Source organism: Streptomyces sp. NPDC020489 (assembly GCF_044386545.1).
Lineage (GTDB): Bacteria > Actinomycetota > Actinomycetes > Streptomycetales > Streptomycetaceae > Streptomyces.
This window is the reverse complement of sequence record NZ_JBIRUZ010000001.1, coordinates 468,789-489,014: the sequence shown is the minus strand read 5'-3', so window position 1 is coordinate 489,014 and position 20,226 is coordinate 468,789. Positions and strand designations below refer to the sequence as shown.

Genomic DNA, 20,226 nt, shown 5'->3' with positions numbered 1-20,226 from the left:
GTCCGAGGTGCCTCACCTGCGCGTAGACGGACGGGGACCTGCGAGGGCCTGCCCCCTGCCGGGGCTGCCGTCGACGACCCCCGGCAGTCCGAGGTGCCTCACCTGCGCGTAGACGGACGGGGACCTGCGAGGGCCTGCCCCCTGCCGGGGCTGCCGTCGACGACCCCCGGCAGTCCGAGGTGCCTCCCCTGCGGTCCGCCGGACGACCGGCTGGACGGACGCGCCCCCGCGCCGGGAACGCCCCGCCGTCAGTCCGCGGGCACCCCTACGCTCAGTGGTCCACGGTCTCCGCGACCCGCGGGCGGTGCGCCGCGACCAGTCGTTCACGGCCGGGCCGGCGCACGGGCCCGCGTCGGTCCACGGCGTACGCCGTCGCCGCGACTCCCAGGCCGAGGACGGCCAGGGCCGCGCCCGCCAGGGCCGGGGACGTGATGCCGAAACCGGCGGCCAGGGTCAGGCCGCCGAGCCAGGCGCCGCCGGCGTTGGCCAGGTTGAAGGCGGCCTGGTTGGCGGAGGAGGCCAGGGAGGGGGCGCTGGACGCCTTCTCCATGACCATCAGCTGGAGCGGGGAGCCCGTGACGAAGGCGGCCGTGCCGAGCAGGACGACCGCCAGGGCCGCGCTCCAGGCCGCCGTCATGAGCACCGGGAACAGGGCCAGGACCAGGGCCAGCGAGGCGAGTCCCGCGAACAGCGTGCCGCGCATCGCGTGGTCGGCCAGTCGTCCGCCCAGCAGGTTGCCGATCGTCGCGCCGACGCCGAACAGGGCCAGCAGCAGCGTCACACTCCCCCCGGCGAACCCGGCGGAGTCCGTCAGCATCGGCGTGATGTAGCTGTACGCGGCGAAGAGCGCGCCGAACCCGGCGACGGTCGTGCCGAGGGCGAGCCAGACGGGCAGGGACCTCAGGGCCGCCAGCTCGCCGCGCAGGCCGCCGCCGGAAGCCGCCGTCGCCTTGTCGTGCGGAATCAGCGACGCGAGGGCCCCGATGGCGGCGAGGCCGATCGCGCTGACGCCGAGGAAGGTCGCCCGCCACCCCCACTGCTGTCCCATGAGCGTGGCGACCGGCACCCCCGCGATGTTGGCGACGGTCAGTCCGAGGAACATCAGGGAGACCGAGCGGGCCCTGCGCTCCGGGGCGACCATGCCGGTGGCGACGACCGCGCCGACCCCGAAGAACGCGCCGTGCGGCAGACCGCTCACGAAGCGGGCCGCCAGCAGCCAGTCGTAGTCGGGCGCGAAGGCCGAGGCCGCGTTGCCCGCGACGAACAGTGCCATCAGTGCGATCAGCACGGTCCGGCGGGACATGCGGGCGGTGACCGCGGCGAGCAGCGGGGCGCCGATGACGACGCCCAGGGCGTAGGCGGAGACCAGATGACCGGCGGTGGGGATCGAGACGTGCAGGTCGTCCGCGACATCGGGCAGCAGCCCCATCATCACGAACTCGGTGGTGCCGATACCGAAGGCGCCGACGGCGAGCGCCAGCAGGGCCAGGGGCATGAAGAAGGGGCCTTTCCAGAGCGGGTTCCACAGCATATGTTCATCTGCGGAACAAAGCCCGTCGGGCCCCGTATTCCATCCGGTCAGGACGACGTGTCGACCTTCACACGGGCCGCCACCGGAAGGTGGTCGCTCCCCGTCTCCGGCAGGGTCCACGAACTCTCCGGCTCGACCCCCTTCACCAGGATCTGATCGATCCGCGCCATCGGGAACGACGCCGGCCAGCTGAACCCGAACCCGCTGCCCGCCGCCCCCTGCGTGGAGCGCATCTGCGCGGTCACGGCGTTGAGCGCGCGGTCGTTCATCGTGCCGTTGAGGTCGCCGAGCAGCACCACCCGCGACAGCGGCTCGTCGGCGATGGCCTCGCCGAGCGCGTCGGCGCTCTTGTCGCGCTGCCGGGCGGTGAACCCGGCCTTCATCTTGACCCGCACCGAGGGCAGATGGGCGACGTAGACCGCGACCTGCCCTTGCGGCGTCGCCACGGTGGCCCGCATCGCACGCGTCCAGCCCAGCTTGATGTCGACGGGCTGCACGCCGGAGAGCGGGTACCTGCTCCACAGCCCGACGGTGCCCTGCACCGAGTGGTACCGGTAGGTCCCCGCCAGCGCCTTCTCGTACGTCGGCGCCGCCGCCGAGGTCAGCTCCTCCAGCGCCACCACGTCCGCCCCGGACGCGGCCACGTCCCGGGCGGTGCCGGCCGGGTCGGGGTTGTCGGCGTTGACGTTGTGCGTGGCCACCGTGAGGTCACCGCCGGAGCCGGTCTTGTCGGTGACCAGCCCGCCGAAGAGGTTGAGCCACACGGCCGCCGGGAGCACCACGGCGATCAAGGCGGTCGCCGACTTGCGGACGACGGCGAGGACCAGCAGCACCGGCACGGCCACGCCCAGCCAGGGCAGGAAGGTCTCGGTGAGACTGCCGAGGTTGCCGATGCGGTTGGGGATGCGCGAGTGGACCAGCATCACCAGCGCCAGGAGCCCCGCCAGCGCCGCGAGAACGAGACCGCGGCGCCAGATTCTCGCGTCGCCCCGCCAGCCGCCCACGACCCGGTCGATCAGGCGCCGGAGCCTGGAGCCCCGACGCTCGGGATCCGAGCCGCCGTTGTCCGTCTCCTCCATGTACGCCTGCTGCGCCATACCGCGATCGCCTCACTGCCTGCCGTGCATCCGTCCGTCCCCCGCACAAGACCCTAGGGGATGATCGGTTCCGATCCCGCCGTCCCATGACGGCCGTACCCCTACGAGCACGAACAAGTCGGCGCCCGCAGTTCCGGCCTCGGGAGGAGAAAGCGCCCTCTGTGACGAAACGCGCACACGGGCGCTACGGCGTGGGCGAACTGACGGACGGTGAGCTGACGGGCCGTAGCCCTTGGAGCACGCTGTCGACCACCTGTTCGGAGAGCCCCTCGGGCAGGTCGGCGTCGGGCTGCATGATCGTGCGGAACAGCATGGGCCCGACCAGCAGGTCGTTGAGGAGTTCGACGTCGAGGTCGGTGCGGAGCTCGCCGTTGGCCTGGCCGCGGCGCAGGATGGCGTACTGCTTCTGCCGGCGCGGGGTCACGACGATCGCGTGATAGGCCTCCCAGAGCTTGGGGCTGCTCTTCATCTGGGCGAAGACACTGCGCAGCAGGGCCGACGACCGGGTCATCAGGCCGCGTTGGCGCAACTGCTCCAGGATCGCCACGAGGTCGTCGCGCATGGAGGTGCCCGGCAGTTCGGGGTCGGGCGGCTCGGTGGCGCGGACGACGTCGACGAAGAGTTCCTCCTTGCCGCTCCAGCGCCGGTAGATGGTGGCCTTGCCGACGCCCGCGGTCCGGGCGATGCGCTCGATGGACAGCTCCGCGAGCGGCACGCCGTCCTCCAGGAGCTTCAGCACGCCCTCGACGATGGCGCGCTCCACGGCCTCGCTGCGGGGGCGGCCCCGCACGGGGGCCGCTTGCCGGGGGTGGCCTTCGGCGAGGCTGCTCACGTCGCTGGATCCCTTCTGTCTCCTCGGACGATTGTCCCCCGGGCGCGGCCCCACCCGCAGGCCGCCTCTACTCCGCCGCGACCAACTTCCGTCCCTCCTCGTCCTTCTGGACGGCCGGCGCCCTGCCCGGCAGGAACAGCGCCACCACGACGGCGCCGACGACCGCGACACCCGCTCCCCACAGCGCGGTGACGTGCATGGCGTGCAGGAAGGCGTCGTGGGCGGGGCCGACGAGCGCGCGGCCGTCGGGGCCGAGCTTCGCGGCGACGCCGAGGGTGGCCTCGATGGACTCGCCCGCGGTGTGGCGCAGGTTCGGCGGCAGCGTGCCGAGCTTGTCCTCGATGCCGTTGCGGTAGGCCGTGGACAGCACCGAGCCGAGCACGGCGATGCCGAGGGCGCCGCCGACCTGGCGGAAGGTGTTGCTGAGCGCGGAGGCGGAGCCGGCCTTCTCGCGGGGCAGGGCCTGCATGATGACGACGCTGACCGGGGTCATGATGTGCGCCATGCCGGCGCCCATGAGGAAGAAGACGACCTCCAGGACCCAGATCGGGGTGTCCGCCTCGAACCCGGCGAACGCGGCGAGGGTCGCGGCGATGACGAGCAGTCCGGCGGTGGTGGTGGCCTTGTTGCCGAACCGGTCGACGACGAGCCGGGCCCGGGGCGCGAACACCATCTGCGCGGCGGCCAGCGGCAGCATCAGCAGACCCGTCTCCAGCGGCGAGTACCCGCGCACGCTCTGGGTGTAGAAGACGGAGAAGAACGTCACGCCCATCAGCGCGAAGAAGACCAGCGCGATGGCGGCGATCGCGGCGGAGAAGACCTTGTTCTGGAAGTAGGTGACGTCGATCGAGGGGTGGTCGCTGCGCTTCTCGAAGACGACGAAGGCGACGAGCACGGCGAGACCGGCGCCGATCGTGGAGAGCACGGTGGCGTCGGTGAAGTCGGCGAGCTGGCCGCCCTTGATGATGCCGTAGACCAGCAGGACCAGCCCGACGACCGACAGCACGACACCGACCGGGTCGACGCGGCCGGGGTTCGGGTCGCGCGAGTCCGGGACGAGCCACACCATCAGGGCGAGGGCGAGCAGCACGATCGGGACGTTGATGAGGAAGACCGACCCCCACCAGAAGTGGTCCAGGAGCACGCCTCCGGTGATCGGGCCGATGGCGATGGCGAGTCCGACGCCGCCGGCCCAGATGCCGATGGCCTTGGGCTGCTCCTCGCGCTCGAAGACGTTCATCAGCACGGCGAGGGTGGCGGGCATCACGAAGGCCGCGCCGAGTCCCATCACCGCGCGGAACGCGATCAGCTCGGCCGGCGATCCGGCGCCGGCGGCGAGGGCGGAGCCGAGGCCGAACACGACGAGCCCGCCGAGCAGCACCTTCTTGCGCCCGAGCCGGTCACCGAGGAGCCCGGCGCTGAAGAGCAGTCCCGCGAAGACGAGGGTGTAGGAGTTGATCGCCCACTCCAGCTCGCTCTGGGTGGCGCCCAGACCGGTCGGGGCGGGGGTGGAGATCGTCTTGATCGCGACGTTCAGGATCGAGTTGTCGAGCACCACGATCAGCAAGCTGAGCATCAGCACGCCGAGGATCGCCCAGCGGCGCCGGTGCACGGCTTCCGGGATACGGGGGCCGGCGAGGGCCGGGTCGGCAGGAGAAGTCATGGGGTCGAGCCTAGCCCCATTTCGATACGGCACCGTCTCGTATCGGAATCTTTTACGGAGACCTTAAGAACAGCCCTAGGACGTCAGGCCTACGTCGCTCGAGGCGTGAGCGATGTCCCGTGCCCCGCTCTGGCCGCGCGTGGCACGAGGTGCCACCATGGAGGTGGTCCGGGGACGCCGTCAGGGCGCCTCGAGATGACGAAGGAGCCGTTGCCATGACGCAGCTTTCGGCTGCCCAGACGAAGCCCTCCGACGGCAGCAAAGCGCTGTACGGGGGGAAGGGCACCCGCCGCATCACCGTTCGCGACATCGCCCTCGCCAAGGAGCGGGGCGAGAAGTGGCCCATGCTCACCGCCTACGACGCGATGACCGCGTCCGTCTTCGACGAGGCCGGCATCCCGGTCATGCTCGTCGGCGACTCCGCGGGCAACTGTCACCTCGGCTACGAGTCGACGGTGCCCGTGACCCTCGACCAGATGACGATGCTGGCCGCGGCCGTCGTCCGGGGCACCTCCCGCGCCCTGATCGTCGGCGATCTCCCCTTCGGTTCGTACCAGGAGGGCCCGGTCCAGGCGCTGCGCTCGGCCACCCGGCTGATCAAGGACGCCGGGGTGGGCGCGGTCAAGCTCGAGGGCGGCGAGCGGTCCCACGAGCAGATCCGCCTTCTGGTCGAGGCCGGCATCCCCGTGATGGCCCACATCGGCCTCACCCCGCAGTCCGTCAACGCCATGGGCTACCGCGTCCAGGGCCGCGGCGAGGAGGCGGCCGCACAGCTGCTGCGCGACGCCAAGGCCGTGCAGGACGCGGGCGCCTTCGCGGTCGTCCTGGAGCTGGTCCCCGCGGAGCTGGCGGCCGAGGTCACCCGCACCCTGCACATCCCGACGGTCGGCATCGGCGCGGGCGCGGAGACGGACGCACAGGTCCTGGTCTGGACCGACATGCTGGGTCTGACCGGCGGGCGGGTCCCGAAGTTCGTCAAGCAGTACGCGAACCTCCGGGAGGTCATGGGCAACGCGGCGAAGGCGTTCGCGGAGGACGTGGTGGGCGGGACGTTCCCGCTCGAGGAGCACAGCGTCCACTAGAGCCACTGCGGTTCCACGGCAGCCCGCCGATCTTCCCCCGTCGGCGGGCTGCTGCCGTCGGTGCGCCCGAACCGGCGCCGCTCTCGCGGAGGCGGTTCCCGCCGCCGCGGTTCCGCGACAGGTGACGGTGGCGGCCGTCGTCGGCGGGAGAAACCGCCGCTGTCGGTCATCTGTCGGCGGTGTCAGCCGCCTGTCGGTCGTTTGTCAGTGGGGCCTGACACCGTCTTGCCCATGACGCGAATCGACAACAAGCCCAGCGGCGCCGACATCGCCGTGACCGTGCGGGGGCTGGTGAAGCACTACGGCGAGACCAAGGCACTCGACGGCGTGGACCTGGAGGTGCGGGAGGGCACCGTCATGGGTGTCCTCGGGCCCAACGGTGCCGGCAAGACCACCCTCGTCCGCATCCTGTCCACCCTGCTCACGCCGGACTCCGGACAGGCCACGGTCGCCGGGTACGACGTGGTACGGCAGCCCCGGCAGCTCCGGCGGGTCATCGGACTCACCGGGCAGTACGCCTCCGTGGACGAGAAGCTCCCCGGGTGGGAGAACCTGTACATGATCGGCCGCCTGCTGGACCTGCCCCGCAAGGAGGCCCGCACCCGCGCCGACGAGCTGCTGGAGCGCTTCTCGCTCACCGAGGCCGCCAAGCGCCCGGCGAGCACCTACTCCGGCGGTATGCGGCGCCGGCTCGACCTCGCCGCCTCCATGATCGGCCGCCCGGCCGTGCTCTACCTCGACGAACCCACCACCGGGCTCGACCCCCGCACCCGCAACGAGGTGTGGGACGAGGTCAAGCGGATGGTCGGCGACGGCGTCACCGTCCTGCTGACCACCCAGTACATGGAGGAGGCCGAGCAGCTCGCCGACGAGCTGACGGTCGTCGACCGCGGCAAGGTCATCGCGGGCGGCGGCATCGAGGAGCTGAAGGCCAAGGTCGGCGGCCGGACCCTGCGGGTACGCCCCGTCGACCCGCTCCAGCTGCGCCCGCTCGCCTCCCACCTCGACGGGCTCGGCATCACCGGCCTCGCCACCACCACCCTGGACCTCGACGCCGGGTCCCTGCTGGTGCCGATCCTCAGCGACGAGCAGCTGACCGCCGTGGTCGGCGCGGTCACCGCGCGCGGGGTCACGCTCTCCGCCATCACCACCGAACTCCCCAGCCTGGACGAGGTGTTCCTGTCCCTCACCGGCCACCGCGCGAGCGCCCCGCAGGACGCCGTGCCCGCCGACGACCGCGAGGAGGTCGCCGTATGAGCGCCGCCACCGCCACCCCCGTGCCCGCCGCCCCCGTCGCCGACGACGCCCGCATCCCGCTGCGCGGGCATCTGCGGCACACCGGCGCCCTGATCCGCCGCAACCTGCTCTGGATCCGTCAGGACCCGGAGTCGATGGCCGACGCGCTGCTGATGCCGATCATCTTCACCCTGCTGTTCGTGTTCGTCTTCGGCGGCTCGATCGGGCAGGCGCTGGGCGGCGGTCAGGACCAGTACGTGCAGTACGTCATCCCGGGCATGATCGCGATGATGAGCATGACGCTGTCGCAGGGCGTCGGCACCGGCTTCAGCCAGGACTTCAACTCCGGTGTCATGGACCGCTTCCGGTCGCTGCCGATCGGGCGCGGCTCGGTGCTCTTCGCGAAGATCTCCGTGGAGCTCCTGCGGATGCTGTTCGCGACCACCGTGCTGATGCTGGTCTCCGTCGCCGTCGGCTTCGACATCACCAACTGGGGCGGTCTGCTGGCCACCGTGGCGCTGTCCACGGCCTTCGCCTCCTCGATCATGTGGGTGTTCCTCACCCTCGGCGTGGTCATGAAGAGCGCGCAGTCCGTGCAGGCGATGGGCTTCCTGGTGCTGTTCCCGCTCCAGTTCGGCTCCTCGATCTTCGCGCCGACGACGTCGATGCCGGGCTGGCTCCAGGCGTTCACCGACTACAACCCGCTGTCGACGCTCGCGGACGCCGCGCGCGGGCTGATGGTGGGCGGCCCGGTCGCCCACGACCTGTGGGTGACGCTCGGCTGGTCGGTGGCCATCACCGCCGTGATGGCACCGGTCGCGATCAGCAAGTTCAAGTCGAAGAGCTGACGCCACGCGTCGGTTCCGCGTCAGACCAGGGCGGTGGCCTCCGAGGGAGAGAGGCCCCCGCCCTCCGCGTACGCCGCGTCGAAGGCCGCGTCGCCGAGCGCGGACCGCGCGAACCGCTCGGCCCGGGTGTACGCCTCACGCTCGATGGAGGTGGCCACGTGGGAGGGCGGCAGCATCGCGCGCGCGGCCCCCAGCAGGCGCGCCGCGTCACGGGCGGCCCCGCCGTCGTCGTCGCGGGCGGCCAGGGCGATCGCCGCGACCGTCAGGTACAGCGGGCGCATGTACGGGGCGATGGCCTCCGACAGCGGGTCGTCGGCCTGCTCCAGGGCTTGCCGGGCCTTGTCCAGGCAGACGTCGTAGCGGCCGCCGACCGCCTCCACCCAGGCCTCCGAGCCGAGGATGAACGCGTCGAAGACGACGAAGTGGGAGATGGTGAACTCCTCGCGCAGCAGCCTGAGTTGCTCGCGTGCCTCGGCCACCCGGCCGCTCAGGGCGAGGTGCCCGGCGAGGAACATCCGGGCGGCCGGCATGGCCTCGTTGCCCGAGCCGTCCCGCCGCTCGATCACCTCGCGCAGGAGCCGCTCGGCCCGCTCCGTCTCGCCCGCCTCCATGAGGGCGCTGCCGAGCCGGGCGGCGAGCACCGCCCTCTGGGCGCGGGCGCCGAGCCGATCGGCCCGCTCCATCGCCGCCTCGTAGTCGGCGGCGGCCGCCAGGTACTCGCCGGCGCGCTCCCGGGCCTCGCCGCGCGCGGACAGCGCCTCGGCGGTGCCCCAGGCGTCGCCGAGGCGTTCGAAGAGCGCCAGCGACTCGTCGGCGTCGCGGGCGGCGTCACCCGCCCAGTCGGCGCGGTTGGCGAGGAGGTTGGCCCGGAGCTGGAGGGCGCCCGCGAGCTCCCATTCCATGCCGGGTGTCGCCCGGCAGGTGCGGATGGCGGCGTCGAGGATGCCGGGCAGCCGGTGCACTCCCCCGGACAGCATCACGGCGTAGAACCAGAGCAGGCCGGGGACGCGGCAGACCTGCGGGAGGCCGGGTTCGTAGGTCTCGGCGATGATGCGCAGCTTGTCCTTCGCCTGCGGGGTGTCCCAGGCCTCCAACTCGGTGTCCATGCAGGCCAGATGGGCGAGGTGGACACCGCGCCGGGCCTCGACGAGGAGCTCGCCGGTCAGCGGGGGCGGCACGTCGGTGCAGCGCTCGTGGACCGGCAGGGCGCGGCGCACCGGCGCGGTGAAGGGATCGGGGCCGAGGGCCATGATCTCGGCGTACCAGCCGCGGGCCTCGATGCGTACGTCCCGCATCTGCCAGTACCAGCCCAGCGACAGCCCCAGGCTGATCGCCTCCTGCTCGTCGCGCTCGGCGATGGCGTGCCGCAGGGCGGTGCGCAGGTTCTCGTACTCGCGCTCCAGCCGTTCGATGGCGAGGGACTGGTGCGGGCCGCGCAGCAACGGGTCGGTGGCGCGGGCGAGTTCGCGGTAGTAGGTCAGGTGGGCGCGCTCCGCCTCGCCGCGCAGGCCGGTCTCGTCGAGCCGTTCGCCCGCGTACTCGGCGACGGTCTCCAGGAGCCGGTAGCGCATCTGGCCGCCCTCGCCCGAAGGGGTGGCGACGACCAGGGACTTGTCGACGAGCGAGCCGAGCGCCTCCAGCGCGACGGGGCCACAGACGGCCTCGGCGGCGGCGAGGTCGCAGCCGCCGGCGAACACCGACAGCCGCCGCAGGACGTCGCGTTCGTCCTTGTCGAGCAGCTCCCAGGACCAGTCGACGACCGCGCGCAGGGTCTGCTGGCGGGGCAGCACGGTACGGCTGCCGGAGGTGAGCAGCCGGAAGCGGTCGTCGAGCCGGTCGGCGATCTGACGTGGCGTCAGCATGCGCAGCCGGGCGGCGGCCAGCTCGATGGCGAGGGGCAGGCCGTCGAGGCGGCGGCAGATCTCGGCGCAGGCCGCGGCGCTCTCCTCGTCGGCGTCGACCCGGAACCCGGGCCGGGCGGCGGCCCCGCGGTCGGCGAGCAGGCGCAGCGCGACCGGCTCGGGCAGCGGTTCCACCGGCCGCAGCAACTCCCCCGGCACGCCGAGGGGTTCACGGCTGGTGGCCAGAACCGTCAGCTGCGGGCAGCGCGCCAGCAGCTCCGCCGCGAGGCGTGCGGCGCCCTCGACGACGTGTTCGCAGTTGTCGAGGATCAGCAGCATCCGCCGCTTCCCGCAGTGTTCCGCGAGCCGCTCCACCGGGTCGGCGTGCCGCTCGTTGCCGGCCCGCATCGCCTCCGCGCCCGCGCCGTACAGCACGGTCTCGCGGGCACCGACTGCCGTGAGCACGGCCTCCGGGACGCCCTCCGGGTCGTCCACGGGCGCCAGTTCGGCCAGCCACACCCCGTCGCGGACCGTGTGGCGCACCGTCTCGGCGGCCTCCTGCGACAGCCGTGTCTTGCCCGCGCCACCGGGTCCGAGCAGCGTCACGAGCCGGGCCGTCGCGAGGTCGCCCCGGATGGCCGCGATGTCGCTCTCCCGCCCGACGAAGGAGGTGAGGCGGGCGCGGAGGTTGCCGAGGACGGGTGGTGTGGTGGTGGCAGCGGCGGCGGGGTTGCGGGACGCGTCCGAGGGGGCGGCGAGACCCAGCGCACCCTCCGGTCCCCCGGCCGGCTCCGACCCTCCGGCCGCCTCCTGCCCTCCGGCCGGCTCCAGCCCTCCGGCCGCTTCCGACCCGCCGGTCGCCTCCGGCCCACCAGTCGTCCCCGACCCTCCGGCCGTCCCCGACGCCCAGGTCATCCCCGACCCTGCCGTCACCTCCGGCCCTACGGCCGTCCCCGACCCTCGCGTCGCCTCGGACTCCCCGGACGTCCCCGTCCCCCAGGCCATCCCCGACCCTGCTGTCGCCCCCGACCCTCCGGTCACCTCTGACCCCCCGGCCGTCGATCCTCTGGCCGCTTCCGACCCTCCCGTCGTCTCCGACCCTCCCGTCGCCTCTGACCCCCCGGCACTCCCCGGCCCTCCGGCCGCCTCCGCCCCTCCCGTCGCCTCGGACCCCCCGCTCCCCAGGCCCCGACCCCCCGCCACCGCGGTCCCCCGTCCGGCCCAGGACGCCGCGTCAGCCCCGTGCCCCCGCCCGTTCGCGGGCCCGCCGCCTCCCCGTCCCGGCTCCTCGGGTCGCAGCAACTCGCCGTGCAGGGACCTGAGTTCGTGGCCCGGGTCGGTGCCCAGTCGGTCCGCGAGGGTCTGCCGTACGTCCTCGTAGGCGGCCAGCGCCTGTGCGGTGCGGCCCGAGTCGCGCAGGGCGCGCAGCCGCAGGGCCTGGAGGGGTTCGTCGAGGGGGTGGGTGTCGCACAGGGCGGTCAGTTCGGGCAGGGACGCCTCGGCGTGGCCGAGGGCGAGGGCTGCGGTGTGCCGGGCGCGCAGCGCGTCCAGGCGCCGGGTCTCCCAGCGGGCTGCCTCGGCGCTGCGGTCGGGCAGGTCGGCGACGACGGGGCCGCGCCACAGGGCGAGGGCGCCGTCGAGGACACCGGCCGCCTTGGCGGGGTCGCCGTCGGCGAGGGCGCGCGTGCCCTCCCCGGTCAGCCGGTCGAAGCGGTGCAGGTCGATGTCGTCGGGCGCGGCGGTGAGCCGGTAACCGCCGTCCACGGAGGCGACCGCGTCCGCCCCGAGGGCCCGCCTCAGCCGCCCGACGAGCGCCTGCAGCGCGCCCGGCGCGTCCGCGGGCGGGTCCCCGCCCCACACCTCGTCGACGAGCAGGCTCGGGGTGACCGTGCGGCCGGGCCGCAGCGCGAGCACGGTCAGCAGCGCGCGCAGCCGCGCGCCGCCGACGGGGAGCGCGGTGCCGTCGGGACGGAGTGCCTGGGTGGTGCCGAGGATGCGATAGCGCACGGGGTCCATTGTCTCTGGTGGATGCGGGGGCGGTGATCGGGCGTCGGACGCGGACGGGCCGGGTCGGGTCCCGCCCCCACCCTCCACGGAACCGACGCCCCACCGCGAGACGTTTTCGTCGTACGCCCGGTACGGTCGGGCAGTCCCAGAGCGTGTACGAGAGTCGGGGGAGCCCCATGACCACCACAGCCGCCCGTAACAGCGATCGGCGGATCAGCCCCGTCTTCGTGGGGATCCTCGCCGTGACCGCGGTCACCGGCTGGGCGACCTGGACCGGGTTCGCGGAGCAGCCCGGGGTGGCCGTCTTCCTGTTCGTGACGGCGGCGTGGATCGTCTCGCTGTGTCTGCACGAGTACGCGCACGCGCGGACCGCCCTGCACAGCGGTGACATCACCGTGGGCGCGAAGGGGTATCTCACCCTCAACCCGCTCAAGTACACCCACGCCCTGCTCAGCATCGTCCTTCCCGTCCTCTTCGTGATCATGGGCGGGATCGGTCTGCCGGGCGGCGCGGTCTTCATCGAGCGCGGTCGGATCCGGGGGCGGTGGCGGCACAGCCTGATCTCGGCGGCCGGGCCGCTGACGAACGTGCTGTTCGCGGTCGTGTGCACCGCCCCGTTCTGGCTGGACGCGCTGGACGGGGTGCCGGCGGACTTCCGGTTCGCGCTGGCCTTCCTCGCCCTGCTCCAGGTGACGGCCGCGATCCTGAACTTCCTGCCGGTGCCGGGCCTGGACGGCTACGGCGTCATCGAGCCCTGGCTGTCGTACAACGTCAAGCGGCAGGTGGAGCCGTTCGCGCCGTTCGGTCTGCTGTTCGTGTTCGCGCTGCTGTGGGTGCCGGCGGTCAACAACGTCTTCTTCGACGTGGTCGACTCGCTCCTGGCCTCGCTCGGCATCAGCGACTTCGAGACCTACTGCGGCCAGGATCTGTACCGGTTCTGGCAGACCAGCGACTTCTGCTCGGTCAACGGCTGACGGACCGCTCGGCCCGGCCGCGCTTGAGGTAGTACCAGCACATGTTGCTGGACAGCCCCGCGAGCAGCACCCACACGATCCCCAGCAGGCTGCCCTGGGCGAAGGACACGACCGCCGCCGCCACGGCGAGCAGGCAGACGATCAGGGCGTAGACGGCGAGGCGGGGCATGGGGGCGGCTCTCCTGTCGGGGGACACTGGTGACGTCGCCGTCCAGTGTCCCCCATCGGCTCACACGTCGGTGACGCGCAGGCCCGCGTGCGCCTTGTACCGGCGGTTGACGGAGATCAGGTTGGCGACCAGGGACTCGACCTGGTGGGCGTTGCGCAGACGGCCCGCGAAGATGCCGCGCATGCCGGGGATCCGGCCGGCGAGCGCCTGGACGATCTCGACGTCGGCGCGCTCCTCGCCGAGGACCATGACGTCGGTGTCGATCTCCTCGATCTCGCGGTCCATCAGCAGCACCGCCGACAGGTGGTGGAAGGCGGCGGCGACCCGTGAGTCCGGCAGCAGGGCCGCGGCCTGCTCCGCCGCACTGCCCTCCTCCGGCTTGAGCGCGTAGGCGCCCTTCTTGTCGAAGCCGAGCGGGTTGACGCAGTCGACGACGAGCTTGCCGGCCAGGTCCTCGCGCAGGGACTCCAGGGTCGCGCCGTGGCCCTCCCAGGGCACGGCGACGATCACGATGTCGCTGCGGCGTGCGGTCTCGGCGTTGTCGGCGCCCTCGACGCCGTGGCCGAGCTCGTCGGCGGCGGCCCGGGCGCGGTCCGCGGCGCGCGAGCCGATGATCACCTTCTGGCCGGCCTTGGCGAGCCGGTAGGCGAGGCCCTTGCCCTGGGGCCCGGTCCCGCCGAGCACGCCGACGACGAGCCCGGAGACGTCGGGCAGGTCCCAGGGGTCCTTCGCGGGGGCCTGTGCAGCACTGTCGGTAGAGGTCATGGGGCGACTGTACGTGCGCCGTGCGCGGCCCGTCCGGTCAGGTGGGCCGCGTCACGGGCGCCCGCCGGACGGAGTCCGAGGGGGTGCGCCCCGTCCGGGTGGCGGGCCGCTCCCGTGCCCGGTTCGGGCGAATCGGTGGTGAACCGCGGGTCGCCGGGGGCCGGTTGCGGCAGGATGCGGCCGTATGGACGCCGTACGTGTCGCGTTGCTGCGCGAAGTGCTCGCCGGGACCGAGTGGTTGGGGGCGACCCGGAGGTTCGCGGGCGTGCTGCGGGGTTCGGTGGTCTCGCACGGGGGCGGGCTGCTGCTGGTGGGCACGCCCGCGTACGAACCCTGGCATCTGGCGGCCCACTTGGTGGACGAGGCGGCCTGGTCGGGCACCCCGGAGCTGGCCCCCACGCTGGTACGCCATGGCGCGCGCCCTTCGGACCCGGCTCATCTGGCCGTCGGTCCGGGCCGGTTGGCGGCGGTGCGGCGGGGCGAGACGCTGCTGGTGGTGTCGCCCGAGGGGCCGGGTGCCGGGCTCCTGGAGCGGGTGCACGACGCCCGCGTGGCCGGTGCGACGGTGCTGGCGCTGGGCTCCGGCGAGGGGGAGCTGGCGGCGATGGCGCACGAGTCGCTCGCGGTACCGGCGGACACCGACCTCGACCTGGACACCGTGCAGCACCTGGTGAGCGCGGCGGCCGGTGAGAACGCCCTGCCGACGCCGAGGGCCCGGCGGCGTTTCCTGGACCGTCTGTCCCGTCTGACGGACCAGTTGACGGCCCCGCCGCCGGCGCGCTGGTAGCGCGAAAACCGGTTGCCGCCGGTGGCCGTCCCGCCCGAGCATGACCGTTCGTGACCGACGACGACGCTCCTCCCGCGAAGCCGCCCTCCCGGCTGCGTTCCGTGCTGCCCGATCTCACCCCGTGGCGGGCGTCGGCGGACTTCCGGCGGCTGTGGGTGTCGGGGCTGATCTCGAACTTCGGCAGCTTCCTGACGTTCGTGGCGCTGCCGGTGCAGATCAAGGAGCTGACGGACTCGGCGGCGGCGGTGGGCGCGATCGGCGCGGTGGAGCTGGTCCCGCTGATCGTCTTCGGCCTGTACGGCGGCGCGCTCGCCGACGCCCTGGACAAGCGGGGCCTGATCATCTGGACGGAGGCCGGTCAGGGGCTGCTCAGCGCCGCCCTGCTGGTCAACGCGCTGATGCCGCGGCCGGCGGTCTGGCCGCTGTACGTGGTCGCCGCCCTGTCCTCGGCGCTGGTGTCGGTCCAGCGGCCGGCGCTGGACTCGCTGTGGCCGCGGATCGTGGCCCATGAGCACCTGCCGGCCGCGGCCTCGCTGAACACCTTCCGCTGGACGGTCGGCGGGGTCGCGGGCCCGGCGGTGGCGGGTGTGGTGGTGGCGTACGCCGGGCTCGGCTGGGCCTACGCGGCGGACCTGGCGACCTTCGTGATCTCGGTCGTGCTGATCCTCCCGATCGCCTCCTCCCCCGCCGCGCACGAGGCGGCGAAGCCGTCGCTGAGGGCGATCGCGGAGGGCGCCCGGTACGCCTGGAGCCGCAAGGAGCTGCTGGGCACCTACGCCGTCGATCTCGCCGCGATGTTCCTGGCGATGCCGCTGGCCCTGCTGCCGTTCCTGGCGGACGAGCTGGACGCCGAGTGGTCACTGGGCCTGATGTACGCCACCATCCCGCTGGGCGCGCTGCTGGTGAGCGTGACGAGCGGCTGGACGGCGCGGATCCACCGGCACGGCCGGATGGTCGTGCTGTCGGCCGCGCTGTGGGGCGTGGCGATCGCGGCGGCCGGTGCCGTGGGCGACGTGTGGCTGGTGCTGCTGTGCCTGACCGTGGCCGGCGGCTGCGACATGGTCAGCGGCATCTTCCGCGGGGTGATGTGGAACCAGACGATCCCGGACGAGCTGCGCGGCCGGCTCGCCGGCATCGAGCTGCTGTCCTACTCCGTCGGTCCGACGCTCGGCCAGGTCAGGTCCGGTGGTTTCGCCGCGTGGTGGGGCGTGCGGGCCTCGGTGTGGTCGGGCGGTCTGCTGTGCGCGGGTGCGGTCGGTCTGCTGGCCCTGTGCCTGCCGAGGCTGATGACCTACGACGCCCGGACGGACGAGCACGCGGCGCGGGTGCGGGAGCAGCGCAGGGCCGCCGCCGCACCCGCCGAGGCGCAGACCTGACCGGGTCAGTCGTCGGCGGCGCCGCCCGCGGGGGCGTCGTGCCACTTGGGGTCGTTCTCCCACTGGAGGTTGCGCTCGCGGGCGGTCTCCATCGCGTGCTGGGCCTCCTGCCGGGAGGTGTAGGGCCCGAACCGGTCCTTGCCGGGGCAGTCCGGCCCCTCCTCGACCTTCTTGTGCTCCAGGCAGTAGTACCACTCACCCGGTTTGCCGACCGTGCGCTTCTTGAACAGGGCCATGACCAGCTCCTCTCGCCTACGACATGTTCCCCCACGGCGGCTCGTTAGACTCGCTGGCATGTCTGGCCAGTCGCTGCTCGTCCCAGGGGAGCTGTCCCCCACCCGTTCCGTGCCCGGAAACATCCGCCGCCCCGAGTACGTGGGCAAGCCCGCGCCGAGGCCGTACACCGGTCCGGAGGTGCAGACGCCCGAGACGATCGAGGCGATGCGGGTCGCCGGGCGCATCGCGGCGCAGGCGATGGCCGAGGCGGCCAAGCTGATCGCCCCGGGCGTCACGACCGACGAGCTGGACAAGGTGGCGCACGAGTACATGTGCGACCACGGCGCCTACCCGTCGACGCTCGGCTACCGGGGCTTCCCCAAGTCGCTGTGCACCAGCGTCAACGAGGTGATCTGCCACGGCATCCCGGACTCGACGATCCTGAACGACGGCGACATCGTCAACCTGGACGTGACGGCGTACATCGGCGGGGTGCACGGCGACAACAACGCGACGTACCTGGTGGGAGACGTCGACGACGAGAGCCGGCTGCTCGTGGAGCGGACCCGGGAGTCCCTGGACCGCGCGATCAAGGCGGTCAGGCCGGGCCGCCAGATCAACGTCATCGGCCGGGTCATCGAGTCGTACGCCAAGCGCTTCGGTTACGGCGTGGTCCGGGACTTCACGGGCCACGGCATCAACTCGTCCTTCCACTCCGGGCTGATCATCCCGCACTACGACAGCCCGCACGCGACGACGGTCATCCAGACCGGGATGACCTTCACGATCGAGCCGATGCTGACGCTGGGCACGCACGAGTACGACATGTGGGACGACGGCTGGACGGTCGTCACCAAGGACCGCAAGCGGACGGCGCAGTTCGAGCACACGCTGGTGGTGACGGAGACGGGCGCGGAGATCCTGACGCTGCCGTAGCACCCCTGGACCCGCCCCCTGCTGGGGGTGGGTCTTTTCTTGTACGCTTTTACCGACAACGCGTCGGCAAACCTCTTGACTTAGGTGAGCCTAACCTCAAAGGATGTTCTGCATGGACTCCTTCTCGACCGTCATCCGCACCGCGTCGCACGAGCAGCACACGGAGGCGGAGACCTCGTCCTTCATGAGCGACCTGCTCGGCGGCAGGCTGGGCGTGGACGCGTACGCCCGCTACACCGAACAGCTGTGGTTCGTGTACGAGGCGCTGGAGAGCGGGGCCGAGCGGCTGGCCGCGGACCCGGTGGCCGGACCCTTCATCCGGCCCGAGCTGTACCGGCTCGGCGCGCTGGAGCGGGACCTGGAGCATCTGCGGGGCGCGGACTGGCGGGCGGGACTGACCGCGCTCCCCGCCACGCGGGTCTACGCGGACCGGGTGCGCGAGTGCGCCGCCGAGTGGCCCGCCGGGTACGTCGCCCACCACTACACGCGCTACCTCGGCGACCTCTCCGGCGGCCAGATCATCCGCGACAAGGCGGAGCGCACCTGGGGCTTCGAGCGCAAGGGCGACGGGGTCCGCTTCTACGTCTTCGAGGGCGTCGCCAACCCCGCCGCGTTCAAGCGGGGTTACCGGGAGCTGCTGGACGGGGTGCGGGCGGACGACCTGGAGAAGCAGCGGATCGTGGCGGAGTGCAAGAGGGCGTTCGCGCTGAACACCGCGGTCTTCCGGGCCCTGGGCGAGGAGTTCCCGCTGAGCGCGTGACGCCTCGCCCGGGCGCTCAGCGCTCCAGGAGGACCCGTCCGCCGATCTCCACCCACCCGCCGGGCTGGGGGCAGGTGAGGATCTGCGAGCCCGCGCCCTGGGTGATGTTCAGGGCGCGGCCCAGCTGTTCGGTGAGCAGGAGCGCGGCGGCCCCGGTCGCCTCGTCCTCCTCGATGCCGTCGTCACGCCCCGGGAACGCCCGCGCGCGGATGCGCCCGGCCGGCTCGTCCTCCCAGGCCCAGGCGTAGATCCACTCCCCCTTCGGCGGCACGTCCAGGGCGTCGACCTCGGCCGCCGTGCCGTACCGCCGCAGCGTCCGCGGCGGCGCCCACTCCGGCCGGGCCTCGATCCAGCTGAACTCCCCGTCGAGGCGGGCGCCCACGACACCGGCCGGCGTGACGAGTTCGGGCACGTCCAGCAGCCATGCCGTGCCGACGCAGGGGTGACCGGCGAAGGGCAGGCGCAGGGTCGGCGTGTAGATGTCGATGACGCCCCGCTCCGGATCATCGACGAACACCGTCTCGCTGAACCCGAGCTTCCCGGCGAACGCCTGCCGTTCCTCGCGGTCCGGCAGTACGGATCCCTCGCGGACGACGCCGAGTTCGTTGCCGTAGCCGCCGTTCGGCGCGCAGAAGACGCGCAGCACGTCGTAGTCAGTCACGAGGGGAATTGAAGCATCCGGCGCCGGTGGCGCCGTCCGGGCCCCGAGCGGCGCCCGGGGTGCTCGGCGGTCGATCGGGAGCGGAACCTTTGAATCTCCTTTGACCTGCGCTTGGGGCCCGTTTTGAGTCACCGTGATCGGCTCGTGCTCTTACAGCGTCTATGAGAGGTGAATCACGGATGGATGGGGTATCACGCAGGTAAGCCTCAGATAAGTTAGGCGAGCCTCACCGAACCGTGTGAGCCCTGTCACGTGATTTTTCAGCCATCGCCCGGGAGCCCGCATGCGAGCCGCCAGACTCTCCGCTGTCACCGCCACCGCCGCCGTGGCGGCCCTGACCGCCGTCACCGGGTGCACGGAGAAGGGCAGCTCCGGCAGCGGCGACGGAGCGATCCAGGTCACCGCCACCGACAGCACGTGCGAGGTCTCGAAGAAGGAGTTCCCGGCCGGGCACATCGAACTCGCCATCGAGAACAAGGGCTCCAAGGTCACCGAGGTCTACCTCCTCTTCCCCGACGACCGGATCGTCACGGAGCGGGAGAACATCGGCGCCGGCACCAAGCAGACCGTCACCGCCGAGGTGAAGGCCGGTGACTACCGGATCGCCTGCAAGCCCGGCATGAAGGGCGACGGCATCCGCCAGGACGTCCGGGCCACCGGCGGCACCGCGGCCAAGCGCGACCCCCGCCTGGACAAGGCCGTCGCCGCCTACCGCCAGTACGCGCAGGCGCAGGCCGACGAGACGCTGCCGCTCGCCGAGACCTTCGCCAAGGCGGTCAAGGACGGCGACCTCGAAGCCGCGAAGAAGGCCTACGCCCCCTCCCGCATCGGCTGGGAGCGCACCGAGCCGGTCGCCGAGTCCTTCGGTGACATCGACCCGAAGGTCGACGTCCGCGAGGACGGTCTGGAGGAGGGCCAGGACCCGGAGAAGGACTGGACCGGCTGGCACCGCCTGGAGCGCTCGCTGTGGAAGGACAAGAAGCTCACCGACCGCGACTCCGAGCTCGCCGACCAGCTGATCACCGACCTGACCGACTGGCAGAAGCGGGTCGGCAAGGCGGAGATCACCCCGACCTCCATGGCCAACGGCGCCAAGGAACTCCTCGACGAGGTCGCCACCGGCAAGGTCACCGGCGAGGAGGAGCGCTACTCGCACACCGACCTCGTCGACTTCAAGGCCAACGTCGAGGGCGCCGAGAAGTCCTACGAGCTGCTCAAGCCGGTCGCCAAGGAGAACGACGCGGCCCTGACGGCCGAACTGGACAAGCAGTTCGCCGCGCTGAACACGCTGCTGGACAAGTACCGCGCGAACAAGACGTCGTACGACTTCACCTCGTACGACAAGGTCGGTGACGCCGACCGCAAGGAGCTGTCGGACGCCGTGAACGCCCTGGCGGAGCCGCTGTCCAAGCTCGCCGCCGCCGTCGTCGTGAAGTAGGGGGCAC

At 72.4% G+C, this 20,226-nt stretch carries 18 protein-coding genes; 9 read left to right on the top strand and 9 right to left on the bottom strand.

The window, feature by feature from the left end:
• Positions 1-271: 271 nt before the first annotated feature.
• The 4 genes from ACH41F_RS02195 to ACH41F_RS02180 all read right to left on the bottom strand — a co-directional run bounded on the left by ACH41F_RS02195 (position 272) and on the right by ACH41F_RS02180 (position 5,123).
• A complete protein-coding gene (locus ACH41F_RS02195) occupies positions 272-1,495 on the bottom strand; it encodes an MFS transporter (RefSeq protein WP_398832260.1) in 1,224 nt (407 codons plus the stop codon).
• A gap of 83 nt (positions 1,496-1,578) precedes the next feature.
• Positions 1,579-2,628 (bottom strand): endonuclease/exonuclease/phosphatase family protein, encoded by a 1,050-nt coding sequence (locus tag ACH41F_RS02190; RefSeq protein ID WP_391229674.1) that lies wholly within the window; start codon positions 2,626-2,628, stop codon positions 1,579-1,581.
• Positions 2,629-2,812: 184 nt separating this feature from the next.
• Complete coding sequence (locus tag ACH41F_RS02185; RefSeq protein ID WP_391229672.1) at positions 2,813-3,460, bottom strand: TetR/AcrR family transcriptional regulator C-terminal ligand-binding domain-containing protein; 648 nt, start codon at positions 3,458-3,460, stop codon at positions 2,813-2,815.
• 67 nt (positions 3,461-3,527) lie between these two features.
• A complete protein-coding gene (locus ACH41F_RS02180) occupies positions 3,528-5,123 on the bottom strand; it encodes a DHA2 family efflux MFS transporter permease subunit (RefSeq protein ID WP_391229670.1) in 1,596 nt (531 codons plus the stop codon).
• Between the two features lie 215 nt (positions 5,124-5,338).
• Here ACH41F_RS02180 and panB point away from each other — a divergent pair, with 215 nt between their 5' ends.
• From panB to ACH41F_RS02165, 3 genes are all read left to right on the top strand, one after another.
• Positions 5,339-6,205 carry a 3-methyl-2-oxobutanoate hydroxymethyltransferase gene (gene panB, locus ACH41F_RS02175; RefSeq protein ID WP_391229667.1) on the top strand — a complete coding sequence of 289 codons (867 nt, stop codon included), beginning with the start codon at positions 5,339-5,341 and terminating at the stop codon, positions 6,203-6,205.
• A gap of 231 nt (positions 6,206-6,436) precedes the next feature.
• Positions 6,437-7,462, top strand: a complete 1,026-nt coding sequence (locus tag ACH41F_RS02170; protein ID WP_391229665.1) for an ATP-binding cassette domain-containing protein — start codon at positions 6,437-6,439, stop codon at positions 7,460-7,462.
• Positions 7,459-8,289 (top strand): ABC transporter permease, encoded by an 831-nt coding sequence (locus tag ACH41F_RS02165; protein ID WP_391229663.1) that lies wholly within the window; start codon positions 7,459-7,461, stop codon positions 8,287-8,289. Before ACH41F_RS02170 ends, ACH41F_RS02165 begins: the two co-directional genes overlap by 4 nt.
• A 20-nt stretch (positions 8,290-8,309) precedes the next feature.
• On the opposite strand, the gene ACH41F_RS02160 is transcribed toward ACH41F_RS02165, so the two are convergent.
• Complete coding sequence (locus ACH41F_RS02160; RefSeq protein WP_391229661.1) at positions 8,310-12,146, bottom strand: BTAD domain-containing putative transcriptional regulator; 3,837 nt, start codon at positions 12,144-12,146, stop codon at positions 8,310-8,312.
• Between the two features lie 167 nt (positions 12,147-12,313).
• Here ACH41F_RS02160 and ACH41F_RS02155 point away from each other — a divergent pair, with 167 nt between their 5' ends.
• Positions 12,314-13,111, top strand: coding sequence for a site-2 protease family protein (locus tag ACH41F_RS02155; protein WP_391229659.1), 798 nt, complete (start codon positions 12,314-12,316; stop codon positions 13,109-13,111).
• On the opposite strand, the gene ACH41F_RS02150 is transcribed toward ACH41F_RS02155, so the two are convergent.
• Positions 13,101-13,280, bottom strand: a complete 180-nt coding sequence (locus tag ACH41F_RS02150) for a hypothetical protein (RefSeq protein ID WP_391229657.1) — start codon at positions 13,278-13,280, stop codon at positions 13,101-13,103. The two genes, ACH41F_RS02155 and ACH41F_RS02150, sit on opposite strands and share 11 nt — an antisense overlap.
• 60 nt (positions 13,281-13,340) lie before the next feature.
• A complete protein-coding gene (gene npdG / locus ACH41F_RS02145) occupies positions 13,341-14,045 on the bottom strand; it encodes an NADPH-dependent F420 reductase (RefSeq protein WP_391229655.1) in 705 nt (234 codons plus the stop codon).
• Positions 14,046-14,229: 184 nt separating this feature from the next.
• Here npdG and ACH41F_RS02140 point away from each other — a divergent pair, with 184 nt between their 5' ends.
• Both ACH41F_RS02140 and ACH41F_RS02135 read left to right on the top strand, forming a co-directional pair.
• A complete protein-coding gene (locus ACH41F_RS02140) occupies positions 14,230-14,832 on the top strand; it encodes a hypothetical protein (protein WP_391229653.1) in 603 nt (200 codons plus the stop codon).
• A gap of 50 nt (positions 14,833-14,882) precedes the next feature.
• Entirely contained in the window at positions 14,883-16,208 is a 1,326-nt protein-coding gene (locus ACH41F_RS02135) for an MFS transporter (RefSeq protein WP_391229651.1), read from the top strand.
• Between the two features lie 5 nt (positions 16,209-16,213).
• Here ACH41F_RS02135 and ACH41F_RS02130 read toward each other — a convergent pair whose 3' ends face one another.
• The gene (locus tag ACH41F_RS02130) at positions 16,214-16,444 is read right to left on the bottom strand and encodes a hypothetical protein (RefSeq protein ID WP_391229649.1); all 231 of its coding nucleotides are present in this window, start codon (positions 16,442-16,444) and stop codon (positions 16,214-16,216) included.
• Positions 16,445-16,502: 58 nt separating this feature from the next.
• Between ACH41F_RS02130 and map the strand changes: the two genes are divergently transcribed.
• A complete protein-coding gene (gene map, locus ACH41F_RS02125) occupies positions 16,503-17,360 on the top strand; it encodes a type I methionyl aminopeptidase (RefSeq protein ID WP_391229646.1) in 858 nt (285 codons plus the stop codon).
• A gap of 112 nt (positions 17,361-17,472) precedes the next feature.
• Positions 17,473-18,120, top strand: a complete 648-nt coding sequence (locus ACH41F_RS02120; protein WP_391229644.1) for a biliverdin-producing heme oxygenase — start codon at positions 17,473-17,475, stop codon at positions 18,118-18,120.
• A gap of 16 nt (positions 18,121-18,136) precedes the next feature.
• Here ACH41F_RS02120 and ACH41F_RS02115 read toward each other — a convergent pair whose 3' ends face one another.
• Complete coding sequence (locus ACH41F_RS02115) at positions 18,137-18,781, bottom strand: PhzF family phenazine biosynthesis protein (RefSeq protein WP_398832248.1); 645 nt, start codon at positions 18,779-18,781, stop codon at positions 18,137-18,139.
• Between the two features lie 283 nt (positions 18,782-19,064).
• Here ACH41F_RS02115 and efeO point away from each other — a divergent pair, with 283 nt between their 5' ends.
• Complete coding sequence (gene efeO / locus ACH41F_RS02110) at positions 19,065-20,219, top strand: iron uptake system protein EfeO (protein ID WP_391229640.1); 1,155 nt, start codon at positions 19,065-19,067, stop codon at positions 20,217-20,219.
• Positions 20,220-20,226 lie beyond the last annotated feature (7 nt).